The sequence below is a fragment of the Rhodococcus rhodochrous genome, assembly GCF_900187265.1.
In the GTDB taxonomy this organism is placed as follows: domain Bacteria; phylum Actinomycetota; class Actinomycetes; order Mycobacteriales; family Mycobacteriaceae; genus Rhodococcus; species Rhodococcus rhodochrous.
This window is the reverse complement of sequence record NZ_LT906450.1, coordinates 4756112-4772530: the sequence shown is the minus strand read 5'-3', so window position 1 is coordinate 4772530 and position 16419 is coordinate 4756112. Positions and strand designations below refer to the sequence as shown.

19 protein-coding genes are annotated in these 16419 nt (G+C 68.2%); 13 read left to right on the top strand and 6 right to left on the bottom strand.

Annotation, left to right across the window (positions count from 1 at the left end; translation table 11 throughout):
* Positions 1–7 precede the first annotated feature (7 nt).
* A complete protein-coding gene (locus tag CKW34_RS21815) occupies positions 8–754 on the bottom strand; it encodes a TetR family transcriptional regulator (protein WP_059384691.1) in 747 nt (248 codons plus the stop codon).
* A 36-nt stretch (positions 755–790) separates the two neighbouring features.
* Positions 791–2371 carry an acyl--CoA ligase family protein gene (locus tag CKW34_RS21810; RefSeq protein WP_231921957.1) on the bottom strand — a complete coding sequence of 527 codons (1581 nt, stop codon included), beginning with the start codon at positions 2369–2371 and terminating at the stop codon, positions 791–793.
* Positions 2372–2567: 196 nt separating this feature from the next.
* Here CKW34_RS21810 and CKW34_RS21805 point away from each other — a divergent pair, with 196 nt between their 5' ends.
* A complete protein-coding gene (locus tag CKW34_RS21805) occupies positions 2568–3428 on the top strand; it encodes a LuxR C-terminal-related transcriptional regulator (protein ID WP_059384693.1) in 861 nt (286 codons plus the stop codon).
* On the opposite strand, the gene CKW34_RS21800 is transcribed toward CKW34_RS21805, so the two are convergent.
* The gene (locus tag CKW34_RS21800; protein ID WP_059384694.1) at positions 3429–4208 is read right to left on the bottom strand and encodes a 3'-5' exonuclease; all 780 of its coding nucleotides are present in this window, start codon (positions 4206–4208) and stop codon (positions 3429–3431) included.
* A 107-nt stretch (positions 4209–4315) separates the two neighbouring features.
* On the bottom strand, positions 4316–4900 hold the full coding sequence (lppU, locus tag CKW34_RS21795; protein WP_039585292.1) for an LppU family putative lipoprotein: 585 nt from the start codon (positions 4898–4900) through the stop codon (positions 4316–4318).
* A gap of 58 nt (positions 4901–4958) precedes the next feature.
* Here lppU and CKW34_RS21790 point away from each other — a divergent pair, with 58 nt between their 5' ends.
* The 12 genes from CKW34_RS21790 to CKW34_RS21735 all read left to right on the top strand — a co-directional run bounded on the left by CKW34_RS21790 (position 4959) and on the right by CKW34_RS21735 (position 14525).
* Positions 4959–6023 (top strand): ATP-dependent DNA ligase, encoded by a 1065-nt coding sequence (locus tag CKW34_RS21790; protein WP_059384695.1) that lies wholly within the window; start codon positions 4959–4961, stop codon positions 6021–6023.
* Position 6024: 1 nt separating this feature from the next.
* A complete protein-coding gene (locus CKW34_RS21785; protein WP_059384696.1) occupies positions 6025–7077 on the top strand; it encodes a DNA polymerase domain-containing protein in 1053 nt (350 codons plus the stop codon).
* A 116-nt stretch (positions 7078–7193) separates the two neighbouring features.
* Positions 7194–7745, top strand: a complete 552-nt coding sequence (locus tag CKW34_RS21780) for a DUF6764 family protein (RefSeq protein WP_231921766.1) — start codon at positions 7194–7196, stop codon at positions 7743–7745.
* 86 nt (positions 7746–7831) lie between these two features.
* Positions 7832–9091: a serine hydrolase domain-containing protein gene (locus tag CKW34_RS21775; RefSeq protein WP_059384698.1), complete on the top strand. Its 1260-nt coding sequence runs from the start codon at positions 7832–7834 to the stop codon at positions 9089–9091.
* Between the two features lie 92 nt (positions 9092–9183).
* Complete coding sequence (locus CKW34_RS21770) at positions 9184–9408, top strand: dodecin (RefSeq protein WP_016694754.1); 225 nt, start codon at positions 9184–9186, stop codon at positions 9406–9408.
* A gap of 125 nt (positions 9409–9533) precedes the next feature.
* Positions 9534–11213 carry an FAD-dependent oxidoreductase gene (locus CKW34_RS21765; RefSeq protein ID WP_059384699.1) on the top strand — a complete coding sequence of 560 codons (1680 nt, stop codon included), beginning with the start codon at positions 9534–9536 and terminating at the stop codon, positions 11211–11213.
* A gap of 26 nt (positions 11214–11239) precedes the next feature.
* Positions 11240–11467, top strand: a complete 228-nt coding sequence (locus CKW34_RS21760) for a hypothetical protein (RefSeq protein WP_155418986.1) — start codon at positions 11240–11242, stop codon at positions 11465–11467.
* 42 nt (positions 11468–11509) lie between these two features.
* Positions 11510–11797 carry a hypothetical protein gene (locus CKW34_RS21755; RefSeq protein WP_059384701.1) on the top strand — a complete coding sequence of 96 codons (288 nt, stop codon included), beginning with the start codon at positions 11510–11512 and terminating at the stop codon, positions 11795–11797.
* Between the two features lie 56 nt (positions 11798–11853).
* On the top strand, positions 11854–12168 hold the full coding sequence (locus CKW34_RS21750) for a hypothetical protein (protein WP_059384702.1): 315 nt from the start codon (positions 11854–11856) through the stop codon (positions 12166–12168).
* Positions 12169–12326: 158 nt separating this feature from the next.
* Complete coding sequence (locus CKW34_RS21745; protein ID WP_231921765.1) at positions 12327–12638, top strand: hypothetical protein; 312 nt, start codon at positions 12327–12329, stop codon at positions 12636–12638.
* 48 nt (positions 12639–12686) lie between these two features.
* Positions 12687–13658, top strand: a complete 972-nt coding sequence (locus tag CKW34_RS21740) for an LLM class flavin-dependent oxidoreductase (RefSeq protein WP_059384711.1) — start codon at positions 12687–12689, stop codon at positions 13656–13658.
* A gap of 171 nt (positions 13659–13829) precedes the next feature.
* Positions 13830–14525 (top strand): GAF and ANTAR domain-containing protein, encoded by a 696-nt coding sequence (locus CKW34_RS21735; RefSeq protein ID WP_059384712.1) that lies wholly within the window; start codon positions 13830–13832, stop codon positions 14523–14525.
* Between the two features lie 23 nt (positions 14526–14548).
* On the opposite strand, the gene CKW34_RS21730 is transcribed toward CKW34_RS21735, so the two are convergent.
* Positions 14549–14986 carry a PaaI family thioesterase gene (locus CKW34_RS21730; RefSeq protein ID WP_059384713.1) on the bottom strand — a complete coding sequence of 146 codons (438 nt, stop codon included), beginning with the start codon at positions 14984–14986 and terminating at the stop codon, positions 14549–14551.
* A 57-nt stretch (positions 14987–15043) separates the two neighbouring features.
* Positions 15044–16381 (bottom strand): wax ester/triacylglycerol synthase domain-containing protein, encoded by a 1338-nt coding sequence (locus CKW34_RS21725; protein ID WP_059384703.1) that lies wholly within the window; start codon positions 16379–16381, stop codon positions 15044–15046.
* Positions 16382–16419 lie beyond the last annotated feature (38 nt).

Genomic DNA, 16419 nt, shown 5'->3' with positions numbered 1-16419 from the left:
TGCCAGGTCAACGGTGCTGACGTGCACCTTCGAGCTGGAGCCGAACCTGCTCGGCGATCTCGGCCGGTGTCAGGTGGGCCGGATAGGTCACCACCGCGACCGCAGGCGGGGCCGGTGCGGCCTTCCCGTTCGTCGCGCCTTCGGGCACCGGAACCACCCCGTACGTGCGGCGGAGCTCGAGCAGCTCCTGTTCGAGGCGTTCGGCGGTGGCGGTCTCGTCGCCGCGGATCATCGCGCGCAGCACGAAGTTGTGGGTGGCGGTCATCGCCGCCGCGAAGCTGACGGTGCGCACCGGCTTCTCCGTCGGGACGGCGGCGCGCAGGAAGTCGGTGAACAACCGCTCGTAGCGGTAGGTGGTGACGAGTTCGCGCTCCCGCAGTGCGGGCACCCGCTGCACCACCCGATACCGCCACACCGCCAGCTCGCGCCGGTCACGGAAGTGCCCGAAGACGAGCTTGGCCCCCTCGCAGGCCGCCGCCCACGGATCGTCGAAATCCTGCGAGAGGTATTCGGCGACCTGCTCGAGCAGGGATTCGTGATCGGCGAAGATCACGTCCTCCTTCGACCGGAACTGCCGGAAGAAGGTCCGCCGCGACACCCCGGCGGCCGCGGCGATCTGCTCGACGGTGGTCGACTCGTAGCCGAACTCGGAGAACAGGCGGATCGCCTGCGTGACGACATGCACCCGGAACTGGGCGGGATCGGGGCCCGTCGAATCGAGGCGACGGGTGCTGTTACCGGTACCGGATGTCATGGCGTCGAGTATCCAATGCAGTCGTGAGGGGTCGGCTCACCCCTCGGCGGCTTCGGCCGATCGCAGCTCGAACTTCAGGATCTTGCCGGTCGAGGTGCGGGGCAGCTCCAGCGGGAAGACGATGTCGCGCGGCACCTTGTACCCGGCGAGCAGCGTGCGCGTGTAGTCGATGATCTCCTCGGCCGTGACCGATTCGCCCTTCTTCAGGATCACGAACGCCTTGGGACGCTCACCCCACTTCTCGTCCGGAACGCCGACGACCGCGACGTCGAGCACCGCCGGGTGGCTGACGATCGCCTGCTCGACCTCCACGGTCGAGATGTTCTCGCCGCCGGAGATGATGATGTCCTTCGCGCGGTCCTTGAGCTGGATGTATCCGTCCGGGTACATCACGCCGAGGTCGCCGGTGTGGAACCAGCCGCCGCGGAACGCCTCCTCGGTCGCGTCCGGGTCCTTGTAGTAGCCGAGCATGACGTTGTTGCCGCGCAGCACGATCTCGCCCATGGTCTCGCCGTCGGCGGGCACGTCGTTCATGTCCTCGTCGACGACCCGCGCGGTCTCGGCCTGCAGCATGCCCACGCCCTGGCGGGAGAGCAGCGCGGCGCGTTCGTCGGCCGGCTTGTCGTCCCAGCTGTCCTGGTACTCGCAGATGGTGTACGGGCCGTACACCTCGGTCAGGCCGTAGACGTGGACGACCGTGATGCCGATCTGCTCGAGCTGGGCGATCACCGTCGGTGACGGCGGCGCACCGGCCGTGGTGATCCGCAGTGGACGGTCGAGGGGATGGGCCTGCTCGGCGTTCGCGATGGTCGAGCACACCGCGGGCGCACCGCACAGGTTGGTGACTCCGAGGTTGTCGATGGCATCCCAGATCGCGTCGGCCCGCACCGCCCGCAGGCAGATGTGGGTGCCCGCCGCAGCGGTCACCGCCCACGGCGTGCACCAGCCGTTGCAGTGGAACATCGGCAGCGTCCACAGATACTTGCTCTGCCCGTCGAAGCTGTTGTGGAAGGTCTCGCCCAGCGAGTTCAGGTACGCGCCCCGGTGGGTGTACATCACGCCCTTGGGCTTGCCGGTGGTGCCGGACGTGTAGTTGAGGGTGATGACGCCGAGTTCGTCGTCGACGCTCCACGGCAGCGGCGTCGAATCGAGCGAGTCGGCCTGCGCGAGGAACTCGTCGTACCGGGCGGTGGCCACCCCGGCGGGGACGTCGGGAGCCGGCACGGTGGAGTCGGGGACCTCGATGATCTCGACGACGCCGGGAACGTTGTCGCGGACGTTCGCGACCGATCCGAGCAGTTCGGAGTCGACGAACAGCAGCTTCGTCTCGGAGTGGTCGAGGATGTACTCGAGTTCCGGCCCGGCCAGTCGCGAGTTCAGCGCGACGAGCACACCGCCCGCGAGCGGAACCGCGAAATGCGCAATGAGCATCTCGGGCACGTTCGGGGTCAGGTACGCGATCTTGTCGCCCGGCTGAATACGGCTGCGCAGCACGCGCGCGAGCCGCTGCGTCTCGTCGGCGAACTCGGCGTAGGTGTACGTGCGGTCGCCGTGGATGATCGCGGTGCGATCCGGGAACACCGCCGCGGACCGTTCGAGGAAGCGCAGCGGGCTCATCTGGCTGTAGTTCGCGGCTCCGGTCGAGCCGGGACGGACGGGGGCGATGGACACGGATACCTCCGGGGGTGGCCTACTCGGATTCCGGCGTCTTCTGTGATCGTCGCAACACCGGACGATGTGCAGGTTACGAATCGTGGAACTGGCCCCTCTACCCTCGAAAGTGGGTGTTCGGAGGGAAGAGCAGGAGCAATCGATGGATGTCGCTGTGCCGGGTGTGCTGCGTCCCGACGATCTCGACACCCTCCGCGCCACGCTGCGCGACCTCAAGGCGACGACGGAACTGCCGGTGCTCTTCGGTGGCGCGGTGCAGGGCTCGGACGTCGTCCTGTCCGGATTCGTCGGAACGCGCGGTCGTGTCCTGCGCAATCTGGTGATCGCCGCCGAACGCGGACTCGGCGGGCGGGTGGTCGTCGAACAACGTCCCGGCGCGGTCGCCGACTACTTCACCTCCCCGCACATCACCCACCACTACGACCGGCAGGTCGCCGGTGAGGGAATCGAGTCGTTGCTCGCCGTGCCGGTCGTGGTGCGCGGACGCACCCGGGCGGCGATCTACGGCGGGCTGAGGGTCAATCGGCCCATCGGCGACGTCGTGGCGGAGAAGGTCGTGCGGTCGGCCGCGGAGCTCGCGCGGGAGATCGAGATCCGCGACGAGGTGGACCGTCGCGTGTCGCTGATCGGGAACACGCGGGCCGCGCACGGCACCACCGTGCCTGCCGCCGTTTCCGAAGCGCTGACGGAAAGCCTCGTTGCGCTGCGGGCGATCGCGGCGCGGACCGATGATCCGTCGATCAGGGAACAGGTACGGACGGTCGAGGAGACCTTGGCCCGGGCGCGCGACGGCGCATCGCAACCGCGGACGCATCTGACCGCGCGCGAGCACGACGTGCTGAGCCATGTGGCGCTGGGTTGCCGCAACGCGGAGATCGCCGACCGGTTGTCGCTGAGCGTAGAGACGGTGAAGACCTATCTGCGCAACGCCATGGACAAGCTCGACGCGCGCAGCCGGCACGAAGCCGTGGTCGAAGCGCGCCGGCAGGGTCTGCTTCCCTGATCAACCCCGGCGCAGTCGCCGGAAGAACTCGCGGATCGCGCGCAGCGCGCGTCGGAACCTCGTCTCGGTCGCGGGACGCTCGAGGACATCGGTGCCCACCGGGGCAGGAAGCCGGACCGGCCAGCTGTCGTCGACGTCGACGACCTCGCGACCGAGCCCGCGCAGGTACTCGGCGAAACTGCGTTGACGTTCGGCGTGCCAGGCGGCCTGATCGGCCATGATGTCGAGTTCGGCGAGCTCGGGAAATCTCGCCACGAGCGCGCGGGTCAGGTGGCCGGCCGCGAGCGCGTCGGCCTCGGCCTCGTGCGGGTTCGGCAGCGACACCCCGTACGCCTCGCACACCGCCTGCAGTGTGCGCCTGCCGGGCCGGCTGCGGTCCATCTCCCGGTCGATGACGTACGGGTCGACGACCGTGCCGATGTCGAGCCCCGTCAGACCGAGCCGGCGTCCTTCGGCGTCGAGAACCGTCAGGTCGTAGCTGGCGTTGAATGCGACGACGATGTGGCCGCGCGCCCATGCGTCGCTCACGGCCTGCCGGATCTGCTTGTATCCCTCGAGATAGTCGAGTCCTTCGGCGCGGGCGTGGGCGGTGGTGATGCCGTGGATCGCGGTGGTCTCCTCGGGTATCGCGATACCCGGGTCGAGCAGCCACGAGCGTGTGTCGATGCGGTCGCCGTCGAAGGTTGCGACGCAGGCCGTGACGATGCGGGCGTTGCGGGGATCCCGGTCGGTGGTCTCGAGATCGAACGCGCAGATCGGTCTGTCCGGCCAGTGCGTCATGTTCTGTCCTCGCGTCCGTCGGATGATGATCTGTCGAACGCATTGTTGCGGGAGGCACCGACATGCTCCGTCGCGGCGGCGACGGGCATCCGCACGAGGAGAGAACCTCAGATGGTGTCGGTGCAGACCACGAAGTTGCGTTCCCGGTACACGAAGCCACCCTCGGACGTCGAGCAGTCGTTCACGTCGGAGGTGTCGAGCAGGATCTCGGTGACCTCCTCGCCCTGGACGGCGGGCTCACCGCAATCGATGCGCTGCGGATCCTCGCCACCGAGGTCGATGCAGTCCCCCACGACCCAGTCGATGTCGAGACACAACGCGCCGACCTCGATGCCGCCGAACGACTCGTAGTAGGTCTGGTCGATGTCGCCGGGGCACATGGCACTGGCATCGACGACGTCGACGACCTTGTAATTCGAGCTCGGGCTGCCGCACACCGCGTAGTCGATGGTCGCGTCGTCGACGGTGCCGCCGAGCGCGACGCATTCGCCGGCTGCGACGTCGACGCTCAACTCGGTCGACGACGACGCCGACGGGGTCGTGGTGGGTAGGGAGAAGGACGGCGCCGTGGACGTGTCCAGGGCGTTCGCGGCGGGCACGGCCTGCCCTTCGACCTGGGTCGCGCATCCTCCGAGCACCCCTGCTGCTGCCAACGCCATCGCGGCACCGGCCGCCCCGCGGAGAATGTTCATGGTCGAAGAGCCTACGGAAGTGCTGCCGGTACCCGTACGGGGTGGAACGATGTGCCGCATGGACCTGCCTGTGGTGCCGCCGCTCGCCCCGATGCTCGCCAAGGTCTCCTCCACCGTCCCCTCCCAACCCGAGAACGGTCCCGACGAGTGGTCCTACGAACCCAAATGGGACGGTTTCCGGGCGATCGTCTTCCGCGACGGCGACGAGGTGGTTCTCGGTTCGCGCGGAGGCAAGGACCTCGTGCGCTACTTCCCGGAACTCGCCGATGCCGCGCGCGCCGAACTGCCCCGCAGGTGTGTGGTCGACGGGGAGATCGTCGTCCCGCGCGACCACGACGGCAGCACCCGGCTCGACTGGCAGGCGCTGTCCGAGCGGATCCATCCGGCCGCCAGCCGGGTCACGATGCTCGCGGAGCAGACACCGGCCGTGTTCGTCGGTTTCGATCTGCTCGCTCTCGGCGACGAGAACCTCATGGAGACCCCGTTCGCGGAGCGGCGCGCGCGGCTGCGATCCGAGATCGGCGGGGGTAAGAGCTGCCATGTCACGGTGGCCACGACCGACACCGATACCGCTCGCCGCTGGTTCGAGGAGTTCGAGGGCGCCGGGCTCGACGGCGTGATCGCCAAGCGGCTCGACGGGCTCTACGTGCCCGACAAGCGGGAGATGCTCAAACTCAAGCACGCTCGCACCGCCGACTGCGTTCTCATGGGTTACCGCATGCACAAGAGCGTCGGGGGCATCGGGTCGTTGCTGCTCGGGCTCTTTCACGACGGCGAGCTCGCGATGGTCGGCGGAGCCTCGGCATTCACGCGGGAGCGACGTGAGGAACTGCTCGCCGAACTGCAGCCGCTGCGACTCGGGGACGACGTCGTCGAGCAGGGTGAACCGACGCGGTGGCGTTCGGCGGTGGATCGCAGCTGGGTGCCGTTGCGTCCCGAACGTGTCGTGGAGGTCGCGTACGACCAGATGGAAGGTGTGTCGGGAGCGGGGATGCGGTTCCGGCACGCAGCGAAGTTCCTGCGGTGGCGTCCCGACCGCGACCCCGAGAGCTGCACGTTCGACCAACTGGAGGTGCCGGTGCGCTACGACCTGTCGGATGTGCTCGACCGGACGGAGGACTGACATGGCCGCGAAGCGTTCGCCCGCGGAGGAGTTGGACGTCGACGGCACGCCCGTGCGGTTGTCGAATCCCGACAAGATCTACTTCCCGCAGCTCGGCGCCGAGGGTGGCACGAAGCGGCACCTCGTGGAGTACTACCGCAGGATCGCCACCGAGTTCGACGCCCCGATCCTGACGGCTCTGCGCGATCGGCCGACGCATCTGCAGCGCTTCCCCGACGGCATCGAGGGGGAGGAGATCTATCAGAAGCGGGCACCGGTCAAGCGACCCGACCACGTGGCGACCTGCGAGATCACGTTCCCGTCGGGACGTACCGCCGATGCGCTGCGTGTGTGTTCGGCCGCCGACGTGGTGTGGGCGGCGAACCTCGGGTGCGTGACCTTCCATCCGTGGCCGGTGCGGTGCGGCGACACCGACCGCCCCGACGAACTGCGCATCGACCTCGACCCGCAACCGGGAACCGACTTCGGCGACGCGCGGGCCGTGGCGCTGGAGGTCGTGCGCCCGCTCCTCGACGAACTGGGCCTCACCGGATATCCCAAGACGTCCGGTGGTCGGGGACTCCACGTCTATCTGCGGATCGTGCCCGAATGGGATTTCGTCGGCGTCCGTCGCGCCGGGATCGCGCTCATGCGTGAGATCGAGCGGCGCAGCGACGGGCGGGCGACGACGGCGTGGTGGAAGGAGGAACGCGGGGAGCGGCTCTTCCTCGACTACAACCAGAACGCGCGCGACAAGACGATCGCATCGGCCTACTCGGTCCGCCGCACCCCGATCGCGACCGTCTCGACCCCGCTGACCTGGGACGAACTGGTCGACGCCGAACCCGACGACTTCACGATCGCCACGGTGCCGGATCTGCTGGCGAAGCGCGGCGATCCGATGGCGGATCTCGACGCACACGCGCACTCGCTGGACGTCCTGCTCGAGATGGCCGAGCGGGACGCGGCGGACGGTCTCGGCGACCTGCCGTACCCACCCAATCACCCGAAGATGCCGGGGGAGCCGAAACGAGTCCAACCGTCCCGCGACACCGACCGGGCGAAGGACGCGTGACCGGAACGTTCGGGGAATCGCGTCCCTGTCGTGACCTCGACTATGAGACCTCCCGCAGCGTGAGTCCATAAACTGTCCGAGAAAACAGTCGCATGAGGTTCGGAAAGGTCGATGTCGTGATTCGCTCGTGGGCGTCCGGTCGGGTTCTCGGCGTCGGAGCAGCGTTCGCTGCTGCCATCGGTGCCGGATTCCTGGTTCCTCAGACCGCGTCCGCGGCCACGACCTGCACGGCACCGCCGGGTGCCCCGGCCGAGGTCGTGCAGATCGACGGCGACGAAGCGTGCGGCGCGTCCACCGACGGCACCGCCGAGGCGTGGAGTTACGGCGAGCGGGGCGTGGGATTCGCCGATGCGCGCGGCGCCGCACAGGTGGTGGCCGCCGGATTCGACGGTGGTGTCGGCGCCGGGGAGAGCACGTCGGGACGGCTGTTCGCGATCGGTGTGGGCGCGCAGGCCCTGGCGCTCGGTGTACTCGAAAGTCCGGGCACGGCGGTCGTCGCTGCGGGTCCGCAGTCGCAGGCCTATGTGGGCGACGCCGACGATCCGGTGTTGTGCGAGGGCACGGCGGCGGCCGCGTTCGATGTCGAGGCCGTACGCGGGTGCGTCGTGCTGGGTGACTTCCGGTACTTCACTCCCGGCGCGCAGACACCGCCGTCGCTCCTGCCGTAGATTCGGCGCGTCTCGGCGGGATCGTCGACAAACAGACTGTACGTAAACTCTTCCTTTACGTTCCGTGTCGTCGTAGCCTGTCGCACATGACGACCGGAGCAGTCTTCGAACCTGCCGGGGCGACAGCGTCGTTCGCGCCGGTGCACGTCCCCGGGCAGATCGACGCCCGGCCGGGTCCGGCGGCGCCCACCGAGATGGTCGTCGATCCGCGATTCCTGCGCCTGGCCGACGCGTTCTTCTCGCTGTACAAGCGTCCCCGGGACGGCGGCGGCGCACTCACTGCCTATCTCCACGGCGAGAAGGTCCTCGACATCTGGTCCGGCTGGTCGGCTCCCGACCGCCGGTGGAGCCGCGACACCATGGCGTTGTCGTTCTCGACCGGTAAGGGCGTGGCGTCGACCGTCGTGCACCGTCTGGCCGAGCGTGGAGTGATCGACTACTTCGCGCCCGTCGCGCAGTACTGGCCGGAGTTCGCCGCGAACGGCAAGGAAGGCATCACCGTCGCGGACGTCATGACCCACCGATCCGGCCTGCACCGGGTGCGCGGCCTGGTTCCGGGGACGCGCGGGATCCTCGACTACGACGCGACCGTCGCGGCACTCGAGCAGGCGGTGCCGGATCGCCGGCGTCGGCGCGGATCGGGTTATCACGCCGTCACCTACGGATGGCTCGTCGCCGAACTCGTGCAGCGGGTGACCGGCCTGCCCTTCGTGGAGGTCGTGGAGCAGGAGATCGCTCGGCCCCTCGGCGATCCCGACTTCTGGTACCGCGTGCCGCACGACGAGCGGGGCCGCATCGCGAAGCTGTTCCCACGACTCGCTCCGGTCGGACTGCACTGGGGTGCGAGCGCCGCGGTGCTGTCGCGACTCGAACCGACCCGCGGTCTCGCCGAAGCTGCAATGCCCGACGGCTTCGACCGGCTCGTCGGCGACCCGGCCGTGCACGACTCGGTGATGCCGGGCTGGAACGGTGTGTTCACCGCCCGCTCGCTCGCGCGTATGTACGGGGCGATCGCCGCCGGCGGGACGATCGACGGCGTGAAGTTCCTCGACGCCACCACGATCGACGAGATGTCGCGCGTGCGGGTGCGCAGCCGGGACTACGTGCTCGGGGTGCCGATGGCGTGGCGGCTCGGCTACCACCAGCCCATCTTCGCCAGCATCCAGCGCCCGCGCGGTGCGCTCGGGCACTACGGAGTGGGCGGTTCGGGGGCGTACGCCGATCTCGACACCGGCCTGTCGCTCGCCTTCGTCACCAACCGGCTCGGCGCCGGCGCGATCCCGCTCGGGGACCTGCGTCTGGCGCGTCTGGGCGAACTCGCCCGGTCGCTCGCGCGTCGTGCCTGAATCTTCCTGTCATTTTCGTGGTTCCGGGGACGGGGGTCGCTCGGGGGCGGGACGATCCGAATCGGAGCATCGCCGATTCGAGGAGTTCAGCCATGAACCATGTCTACCGGGTGATCGAGGTCGTCGGATCGTCGACGACGGGAGTCGACGACGCGATCGCGAAAGCGGTGGCCCGAGCAGCGGAGACCACACGGCATCTCGAGTGGTTCGAGACGGTCAACATCCGGGGTCACATCGACGACGGCCGGGTGGCCCATACGCAGGTCACGCTCAAGATCGGTTTCCGTATCGAGTCGAGCACCGAAACGGACATCTGACGCGCTTCGGCAGCCGGAAATCCGATGATATTATTTCGAGAACCTGGTTCTCGACCGAAACTGGAACGTGTACTAGTCTGAGGCCCGTTCGTTGTCCGGAATCGGCACTGTAGGCAGGTACAACTGTGGCTTATGTAATCACCCAGGCGTGTTGCAACGACGTCTCCTGTGTCGAGGTCTGCCCGGTCAACTGCATCCACCCGACGCCCGACGAAGCACCCTTCGCCACGACGGAGATGCTGTACATCGATCCGGACACGTGCATCGACTGCGGGGCATGCGTCGACGAGTGCCCGGTCGATGCGATCGCCGCCGACAACGAACTGACCCCGGCGCAGGAGCCCTACCTCGAGATCAACGCCGAGTACTACCGGCGGTACCCGATCGGACCGGACTGGCCGGAACTGCGCACGCGCCGCAAGCTGCCCGCCGAGCTGGGCACCCTGCGGGTCGCGATCGTCGGGTCCGGTCCGGCCGCCTGTTACGCGGCGATGGATCTGGTGACGCACTCGGCGGTGCAGGTCGACATCTTCGATCGTCTGCCCACCCCCTACGGGCTCGTGCGGGCCGGGGTGGCCCCCGATCACCAGAGCACCAAGGGGGTCGGCGACGTCTTCCGCAGCGCCATCGGCCACAAGAACACCCAGTGCTATTTCAACGTCGAGGTCGGCACCCACATCACCCACGAGGAACTGCTCGCCCACCACCACGCGGTGATCTACGCCGTCGGCGCGGCGGGCGACCGCAGGCTGAACATCCCCGGTGAAGACCTCGCGGGTTCGCACGCCGCGACGGAGTTCGTGGCCTGGTACAACGGGCACCCGGATTTCGCCGACCGCACCTTCGACCTGTCGGCCGAGCGCGCAGTGATCATCGGCAACGGCAACGTCGCCCTGGATGTGGCGCGGGCGCTGGTGATGGACCCGGACGATCTGGCCCACACCGACATCGCCGAGCACGCGCTCGAGGCGTTGCGCACCTCGAACATCCGTGAGGTCGTGGTGGTGGGCCGGCGCGGCCCGGCGCAGGCCGCCTACACCAACCCGGAGTTGCTCGCGCTCGGCTCGCTGCCCGGCGTCGACGTGGTCGTCGATCCGGTCGAGGTCGAACTCGATCCGGTCAGCCGCGCGCTGATCGACGATCCGGAGGTCGAACCCCGCCTGGCGCTGAAGGTGCGGCAGGTCGAGGGCTTTGCGCAGCGCACCCCCACCGAGGGCAACAAGCGGATCGTGCTGCGCTTTCTCGCCTCGCCGGTGGAGATCTCCGGCGACGGTGTGGTCGAGTCGATCACGCTCGAACGCAACGAACTCGTCGAGGTCGACGGCCGTCTCGAGGCCCGCCCGACCGGGCAGACCGAAACCCTCGAAGCGGGATTGGTGCTGCGCTCGATCGGCTACCGCGGCACCGCGCTGGCCGGGCTGCCTTTCGACGAGCGGCGCGGGGTCATCCCGAACGACTGCGGCCGGGTGATCGACGCCGAGACCGGAACGCCCGTGCCCGGTGTCTACACCGCCGGCTGGATCAAGCGCGGTCCGAGTGGGGTGATCGGCACCAACAAGCAGTGCTCGGCCGAAACCGTCGAGAAGATCCTCGACGATTTCGTCGAGGGCAAGCTGCCCGAGCCGGTCGCCGATCGGGAGAAGCTCGCCACCTTGGTGGCCGAGCGGCGCCCGGAGCGCATCGATTACCGGGGCTGGTTGCAGATCGACAAGCAGGAGAAGGCCCGCGGTTCGGCGGTGGGACGCTCGCGCCTGAAGTTCGTCTCGATCGAGGAGATGCTCGCAGCATCCCGTATCGAATCGTGAGCCGCCGGTCGCCGAAGGGGGAGTCTGTGAGGAGTCGTCGGGCCCGGCTGGGGCGCGCGGTGGAGAACATCGGAGCTCTGGACCTGGTGGGACGCACCTGGGACGATCCGTTCGACGTCGAACCGGACGCCCCGGAGAGTTCGTTGGTGGTCGAGGTGGAACCGTTCCCGACCGACCCCAACGGCACCATCGTGCTGAACGTGCCGCGCACCTCCCACGACAGCGACAGCGACAGCGAGTCGAAGGAGCCGTAGGGACGAGGGCGTGATCCCGTCCGGTAGCGGGAATCCGGACCCATGGCTCAGCACACCAGCCCGGCGGTCGCTGCGTCGGGCCGATGGACCGATACCGACGGGATCCGCTACCCGTCCGGCGACACCCACGCATGGACGCCCGGCACCAATCAGACCCTGTGCGGGGTGCAACTCTCCCGCGCCCGCCTCGATCGCTTTCCGCACGTGCCGTGGAGCGACGCGCTGTACCTGGCGGAACTGGGCGAGCACGGAGTCGTCCCGTGTCGTCGCTGCACGGCGGCCACCCGCAGCGACCGGCCACGGTGGACCCGGAAGAACCCGCGGCCGTGAACAGTTCGTCCGGGACGCCGAGTGGGATGCGGCGTCGGGTCGGGTAGCGTGCCGCCATGGCGATCTCACTGTGTGTCCTGTTGTGGGCGAAGCCCGGTATGGATGAGGCGATGAGCGCGTACGAGGACGCGGTCCTCCGGCTCGTCGGCGACCACGGTGGTCGCGTCGTGCAGCGGGGCGTCACCGACGGTGCTGTGCAGCGGTCCGTCACCGACGGCCCCGAGGGCCGACCCCGCGAAATCCAATTCTTCACCTTCGAATCGCAGGACGCGCTGGACGGCTACATGAACGACGAGCGTCGTCTCGCTCTTGCCGACGAGCGTGATCGCACGGTCGCTCGTACCGAAATGATGAACGTCGAATTGCGCTGACTCGCAAGTCATTACGCGCAGAGCGGTGCATTTCCATGCCGTGTGCAGGCTGTCTCGGCTCGCCGCTCGGAGTGGAATTGTCGAGCGCGTCGGCGCCTCCCATTCGGCACCGAAACGAAATCGGACATAATTGGCTTTATGTTTCGGCAGGAAATGACATGAGGACTCCGACGGGTGATCACGTATCGGACCTGTGTCTGTCCTGCGGTCGTCCCGGCTGCACCCAGCTCCAGCACCAGTCCCTGGCGGGGGCTATCGGTGCCGGGCGCGCACTCGCCGAGGTGGCGACCCGAGCGAGCGATGCCCGCGACCAGGTCGTCGCTGTCGGAAACGCCATTGCCAACCTCCTGCTGTACGTCGCCGATGCGCACGGTGTCGCCGCGGCGCAGAAGGCCTCGGAGCACGGGCAACTCCACTTCCACGGGGACTGGATCGCAGCCGGACGTGCTTGGGGACCCGAGGATCCCTGACCTGCAGGGAAGATCCGCGACGGTCGCGGTGTTGAGACGACCGTGCAGGTGGCGTTGTCGTTGCTGGACCGCTCCCGGACTCGGGAGGGGCAGCCGGACGCTGCCGCATTGCGCCAGACCCTGCGTCGCGCCGAACTCGCCGAGGAGGCCGGTTACCACCGCTTCTGGGTGGCCGAACACCACGCCGTACCGGGCATCGCGTCGGGCGCTCCGCCGCTGCTCATCGGTGCGATCGCGGATCGGACGAGCCGGATCCGGGTGGGATCGGGTGGGGTGATGTTGCCCAATCACCAACCGATCGTCGTCGCCGAACAGTTCGCGATGCTCGAAGCGATGCACCCGGGGCGGATCGATCTGGGTGTCGGTCGTTCCCTCGGATTCACCGCACCCGTGCGCGATGCGCTGCGTACCCACAAGGCCGACACGGACGACTTCGCCGCCGACATCGAGGAACTGCGCGGCTATCTACACGGCACCGCCGAACTGACGGTGCGCCCTCGACTGTCCGAGCCACCTCCGATCTTCGTCCTCGGCACGCGGCAGGGCATGCGACTGGCAGCGCGTCTCGGGTTGCCCGTCGTCGTCGCCGGGCCTCTTCTGCGGCAGGGATCGGAACCGTTCGACCGTTATCGCGCCGACTTCCGCCCGGGCACACCCGGCGCGGAGCCCTATGTGGTCGTCGGGCTCGACATCCTCATCGCCGACACCGAAGCCGAAGCTCGGGAGTTGCAGCTTCCGGAGGCCTGGGCGATGGCCGTCTCGCGCGAAGCGGGTGCGTTCCCGCCGCTGTCCCCGGTCGAGGAGATCCGCCGGCAGCCGATGACCGAGCGTCGGCGCCGCATCGTCGACGAGGCCGCAAAGGGTTCGCTGGCCGGAACCGAGGATCAGGTGGCCGAGGGGCTCGAGAAGCTGATCGCCTCCACCGGCGCGAACGAGGTGCTCAGTTCCGCCTCCACCTTCGACACCGACGCTTTGTACGACTCCGATATGCGCCTGGCCAGGATCTTCGGCCTCGGCTGAACGCCGTATCGAGGTATTGAGCGTCTCTGCATGTGCCGCTGAGCCCTTGTCCGGACCGATCACGCGGATAGGCTGGTGGTCCCGTACCTCGGTGTCGCTGTGACGGTGCCGATGCTTCTACTGTCATCGGTGCCGCCGACGAGCGCACCGACCTTTCGGAAGGTGTGCCTCATGTCCGACCTGAACCCCGACCGTCTGAGCCGCACGATGGCCGAGCTCGCGCGGTCCTTCGACGGTGCGGGTACGGATCTCGACACGACTCTGCAACGGATCACGACCGCCGCCGTGGAACTGATTCCCGGCACCGACAGCGCCGACGTCCTCGTCATCACCGGTCGCGGAAAGTTCGAATCGCACGCAGCGACGTCACAGTTGCCGCCACAGATCGATGCATTGCAGGCCCGGGTCGGGGAAGGGCCGTGCGTCGATTCCGCTGTCGACACGGTGTTCACCCGCAGTGACGATCTGGCCACCGAGTCGCGCTGGCCCATGTTCACGCCTGCAGCCGTCGAAGCCGGGGTACGCAGCGTCGTGTCGTTCCGGCTCTACACCCACGACATGCAGGCCGGAGCTCTGAACTTGTTCTCCTCCGAAGCAAATGCCTTCGACGAGGCCGCGATTCACATCGGGGAGGTGCTCGCAGCCCACGCCGCGATCGCATTCGTCTCGGGTCGTCGGCAGATGCAATTGCACTCGGCGATCGCATCTCGGGATCTCATAGGCCAGGCCAAGGGCATGCTCATGGAACGCTTCGCCGTGGACGCCGATCGTGCCTTCGCGATGATGGTCGCCTTGTCGCAGGAATCGAATGTGCCGGTAGCGACGATCGCCGCCCGCATCGTCGAACTCGGACCCCAACCCGACTGACCTTCATGCGGTGGTTCCGTCGTTCACCCGTTCAGGTCGATCACGCGAGCGCTTCCCTGCGCTGCGGCACACAGTTTCTCCACGCCGTCCTCCGCGAGGGCGTAGATCTCGCAACGACACAACGCCTGCCTGCGACTGTTGCTGACGACGGTGGCGACCGCGCGTAGGAGCGTGCCCCCGGCGGGCCGCAGGTAGTCGAGACTCATGCCGGTCGTCACGATCGAGGGTCCGAGGGCCGTGCCTGCGGCGAACGTGAGCGCATTGTCGGCCGCATAGGCCAGAACCCCGCCGTGCGCGAAACCGAACTGCTGGAGCAGTTCCTCCCTGAAAGGTATCTCCAGTACCGCCCGGCCGCGCTCGTATTCGGTCAGACGAGCTCCGAGCAGGACGCTGAACGGCTGCGATGCCAACACCTTCCGGGCATCGGCGAGGGTACGGATCTCGGCGATCTCCTCCGACATGCCCAGCAAGGTACCCCGATCCTCGCTTCCCGACCGCCACATCGGAGCGACCCGCGGTCACTGTGCGGAGGCAACGATCGAGCGGAACTGTTCTCGCACGGCCTCCGTGAGGTCACGGACCTCGGGGGCGACGTCGGGATCGACGACGACCGCGACCGTCAGCGTGCCGGCATACGACAGTGCGGCGAAGGCGACAGCGACGTTCCCCGTGCTGACGATCAACGGCACGATCGACGTGACGGGTGCGTCGGCCACGGCGATCGTCGACGACGGTCCCGGCAGGTCGGACAGGAAAGAATTGACCCGACGTTGCCGGTCCACGAACCGACGGAACATCCCCGCGGCCGCGAGCGCGCGGAAGACCGGACCCAGCAGCTCGGCGGACAACCCCCGCACGTTCGTCTTCTGTAGCCGGGTGGCGCGGGAGACGGATACCAGCCGGCCCTCCGGGGTCCCGTCCAGCGGTACCCGGACGGGCATGACACCGACGCGATTACCCAGCTGCCCACTCGTGTCGACGGTGCGGGCGGAGACCGGTACCGAGATCACCAGGTCGGGCGGGAACTCGCCGCGCCCGTGCAGAATCGTGCCGAGGGCACCACCGACCGCGACCAGCAGCACGTCGTCGACCGTCGCGTCCCATCGGCGTCCCGCTCGGCGGACGGTGCCCAGCTCCACCTCGACGGTCCCGACCGCACGACGAACACCGGTGGGCGCGTTGAGCGAGCAACGCGGGGCACGTCCGCCGGCGCCTCGCCCGAGTTCCGCCCATGCGGCAGGAAGTCGTGCGACGGCTCGCGGTGCCCGGCGGAGCGTGTGCAGGCGGCCGATCACGTTGTCGTAGAGAAGTTCTCGCGCACTCGGTTGCCCGGATGTGCGCTGTTCGCGCATGGACGGCGTGCTGTCCATGCCGTCGACGAGATGCGCCAGGATCGCCAGACCGCCGATCCCGTCGGCCAGGACGTGGTGCAGCACCATCACCAACGCCGTGTGCCCGTTCGGGTCCGCGATGTCGGTGACGAGAACCGCGCGCCACAACGGTCGGGATCGAGACAGTGGACGGGTGACCGCGTCCACGGCGAGCGTCAGTGCGGCGTCCCTGTCGCCGGGGTCGGGGCATCGCACCTGCGAGAGATGGGCATCGACGTCGAAGTGGTCGTCGTCGATCCAGTAGGGACGTCCGAGCCCGAGCGCCGGTTCGATCAGGCATTGCCGCAGCCGGCGGATCCCGACGAGTCGTTCGGTGAGCACCGCCATCAGTGTCGTCGGATCACGCAGGTTCTCACCGGCGAAGAAGATCGCAGCACCGACATTCAGAGGTGCCCGTCCCACGTCCGAGACGAGTTCGGTCAGGTCGCCGGGACCGATGCGGTCGATACCGCTCGATGCCGCCACCCTTCGAGGATGGCAGACGCAGACCGGTCGTCTATTGC

Excerpts from the sequence above, each read along its gene's own strand:
- CKW34_RS21775 (WP_059384698.1), top strand. The coding sequence starts at position 7,832 with ATGACGACCGGAGCAGTCTTCGAACCTGCCGGGGCGACAGCGTCGTTC.
- CKW34_RS21815 (WP_059384691.1), bottom strand. The coding sequence starts at position 754 with ATGACATCCGGTACCGGTAACAGCACCCGTCGCCTCGATTCGACGGGC.
- CKW34_RS21785 (WP_059384696.1), top strand. The coding sequence starts at position 6,025 with ATGGCCGCGAAGCGTTCGCCCGCGGAGGAGTTGGACGTCGACGGCACG.
- CKW34_RS21810 (WP_231921957.1), bottom strand. The coding sequence starts at position 2,371 with ATGAGCCCGCTGCGCTTCCTCGAACGGTCCGCGGCGGTGTTCCCGGAT.
- CKW34_RS21730 (WP_059384713.1), bottom strand. The coding sequence starts at position 14,986 with ATGTCGGAGGAGATCGCCGAGATCCGTACCCTCGCCGATGCCCGGAAG.
- CKW34_RS21745 (WP_231921765.1), top strand. The coding sequence starts at position 12,327 with ATGAGGACTCCGACGGGTGATCACGTATCGGACCTGTGTCTGTCCTGC.
- CKW34_RS21735 (WP_059384712.1), top strand. The coding sequence starts at position 13,830 with ATGTCCGACCTGAACCCCGACCGTCTGAGCCGCACGATGGCCGAGCTC.
- CKW34_RS21770 (WP_016694754.1), top strand. The coding sequence starts at position 9,184 with ATGAACCATGTCTACCGGGTGATCGAGGTCGTCGGATCGTCGACGACG.
- CKW34_RS21790 (WP_059384695.1), top strand. The coding sequence starts at position 4,959 with ATGGACCTGCCTGTGGTGCCGCCGCTCGCCCCGATGCTCGCCAAGGTC.
- lppU (WP_039585292.1), bottom strand. The coding sequence starts at position 4,900 with ATGAACATTCTCCGCGGGGCGGCCGGTGCCGCGATGGCGTTGGCAGCA.
- CKW34_RS21805 (WP_059384693.1), top strand. The coding sequence starts at position 2,568 with ATGGATGTCGCTGTGCCGGGTGTGCTGCGTCCCGACGATCTCGACACC.
- CKW34_RS21800 (WP_059384694.1), bottom strand. The coding sequence starts at position 4,208 with ATGACGCACTGGCCGGACAGACCGATCTGCGCGTTCGATCTCGAGACC.
- CKW34_RS21750 (WP_059384702.1), top strand. The coding sequence starts at position 11,854 with ATGGCGATCTCACTGTGTGTCCTGTTGTGGGCGAAGCCCGGTATGGAT.
- CKW34_RS21755 (WP_059384701.1), top strand. The coding sequence starts at position 11,510 with ATGGCTCAGCACACCAGCCCGGCGGTCGCTGCGTCGGGCCGATGGACC.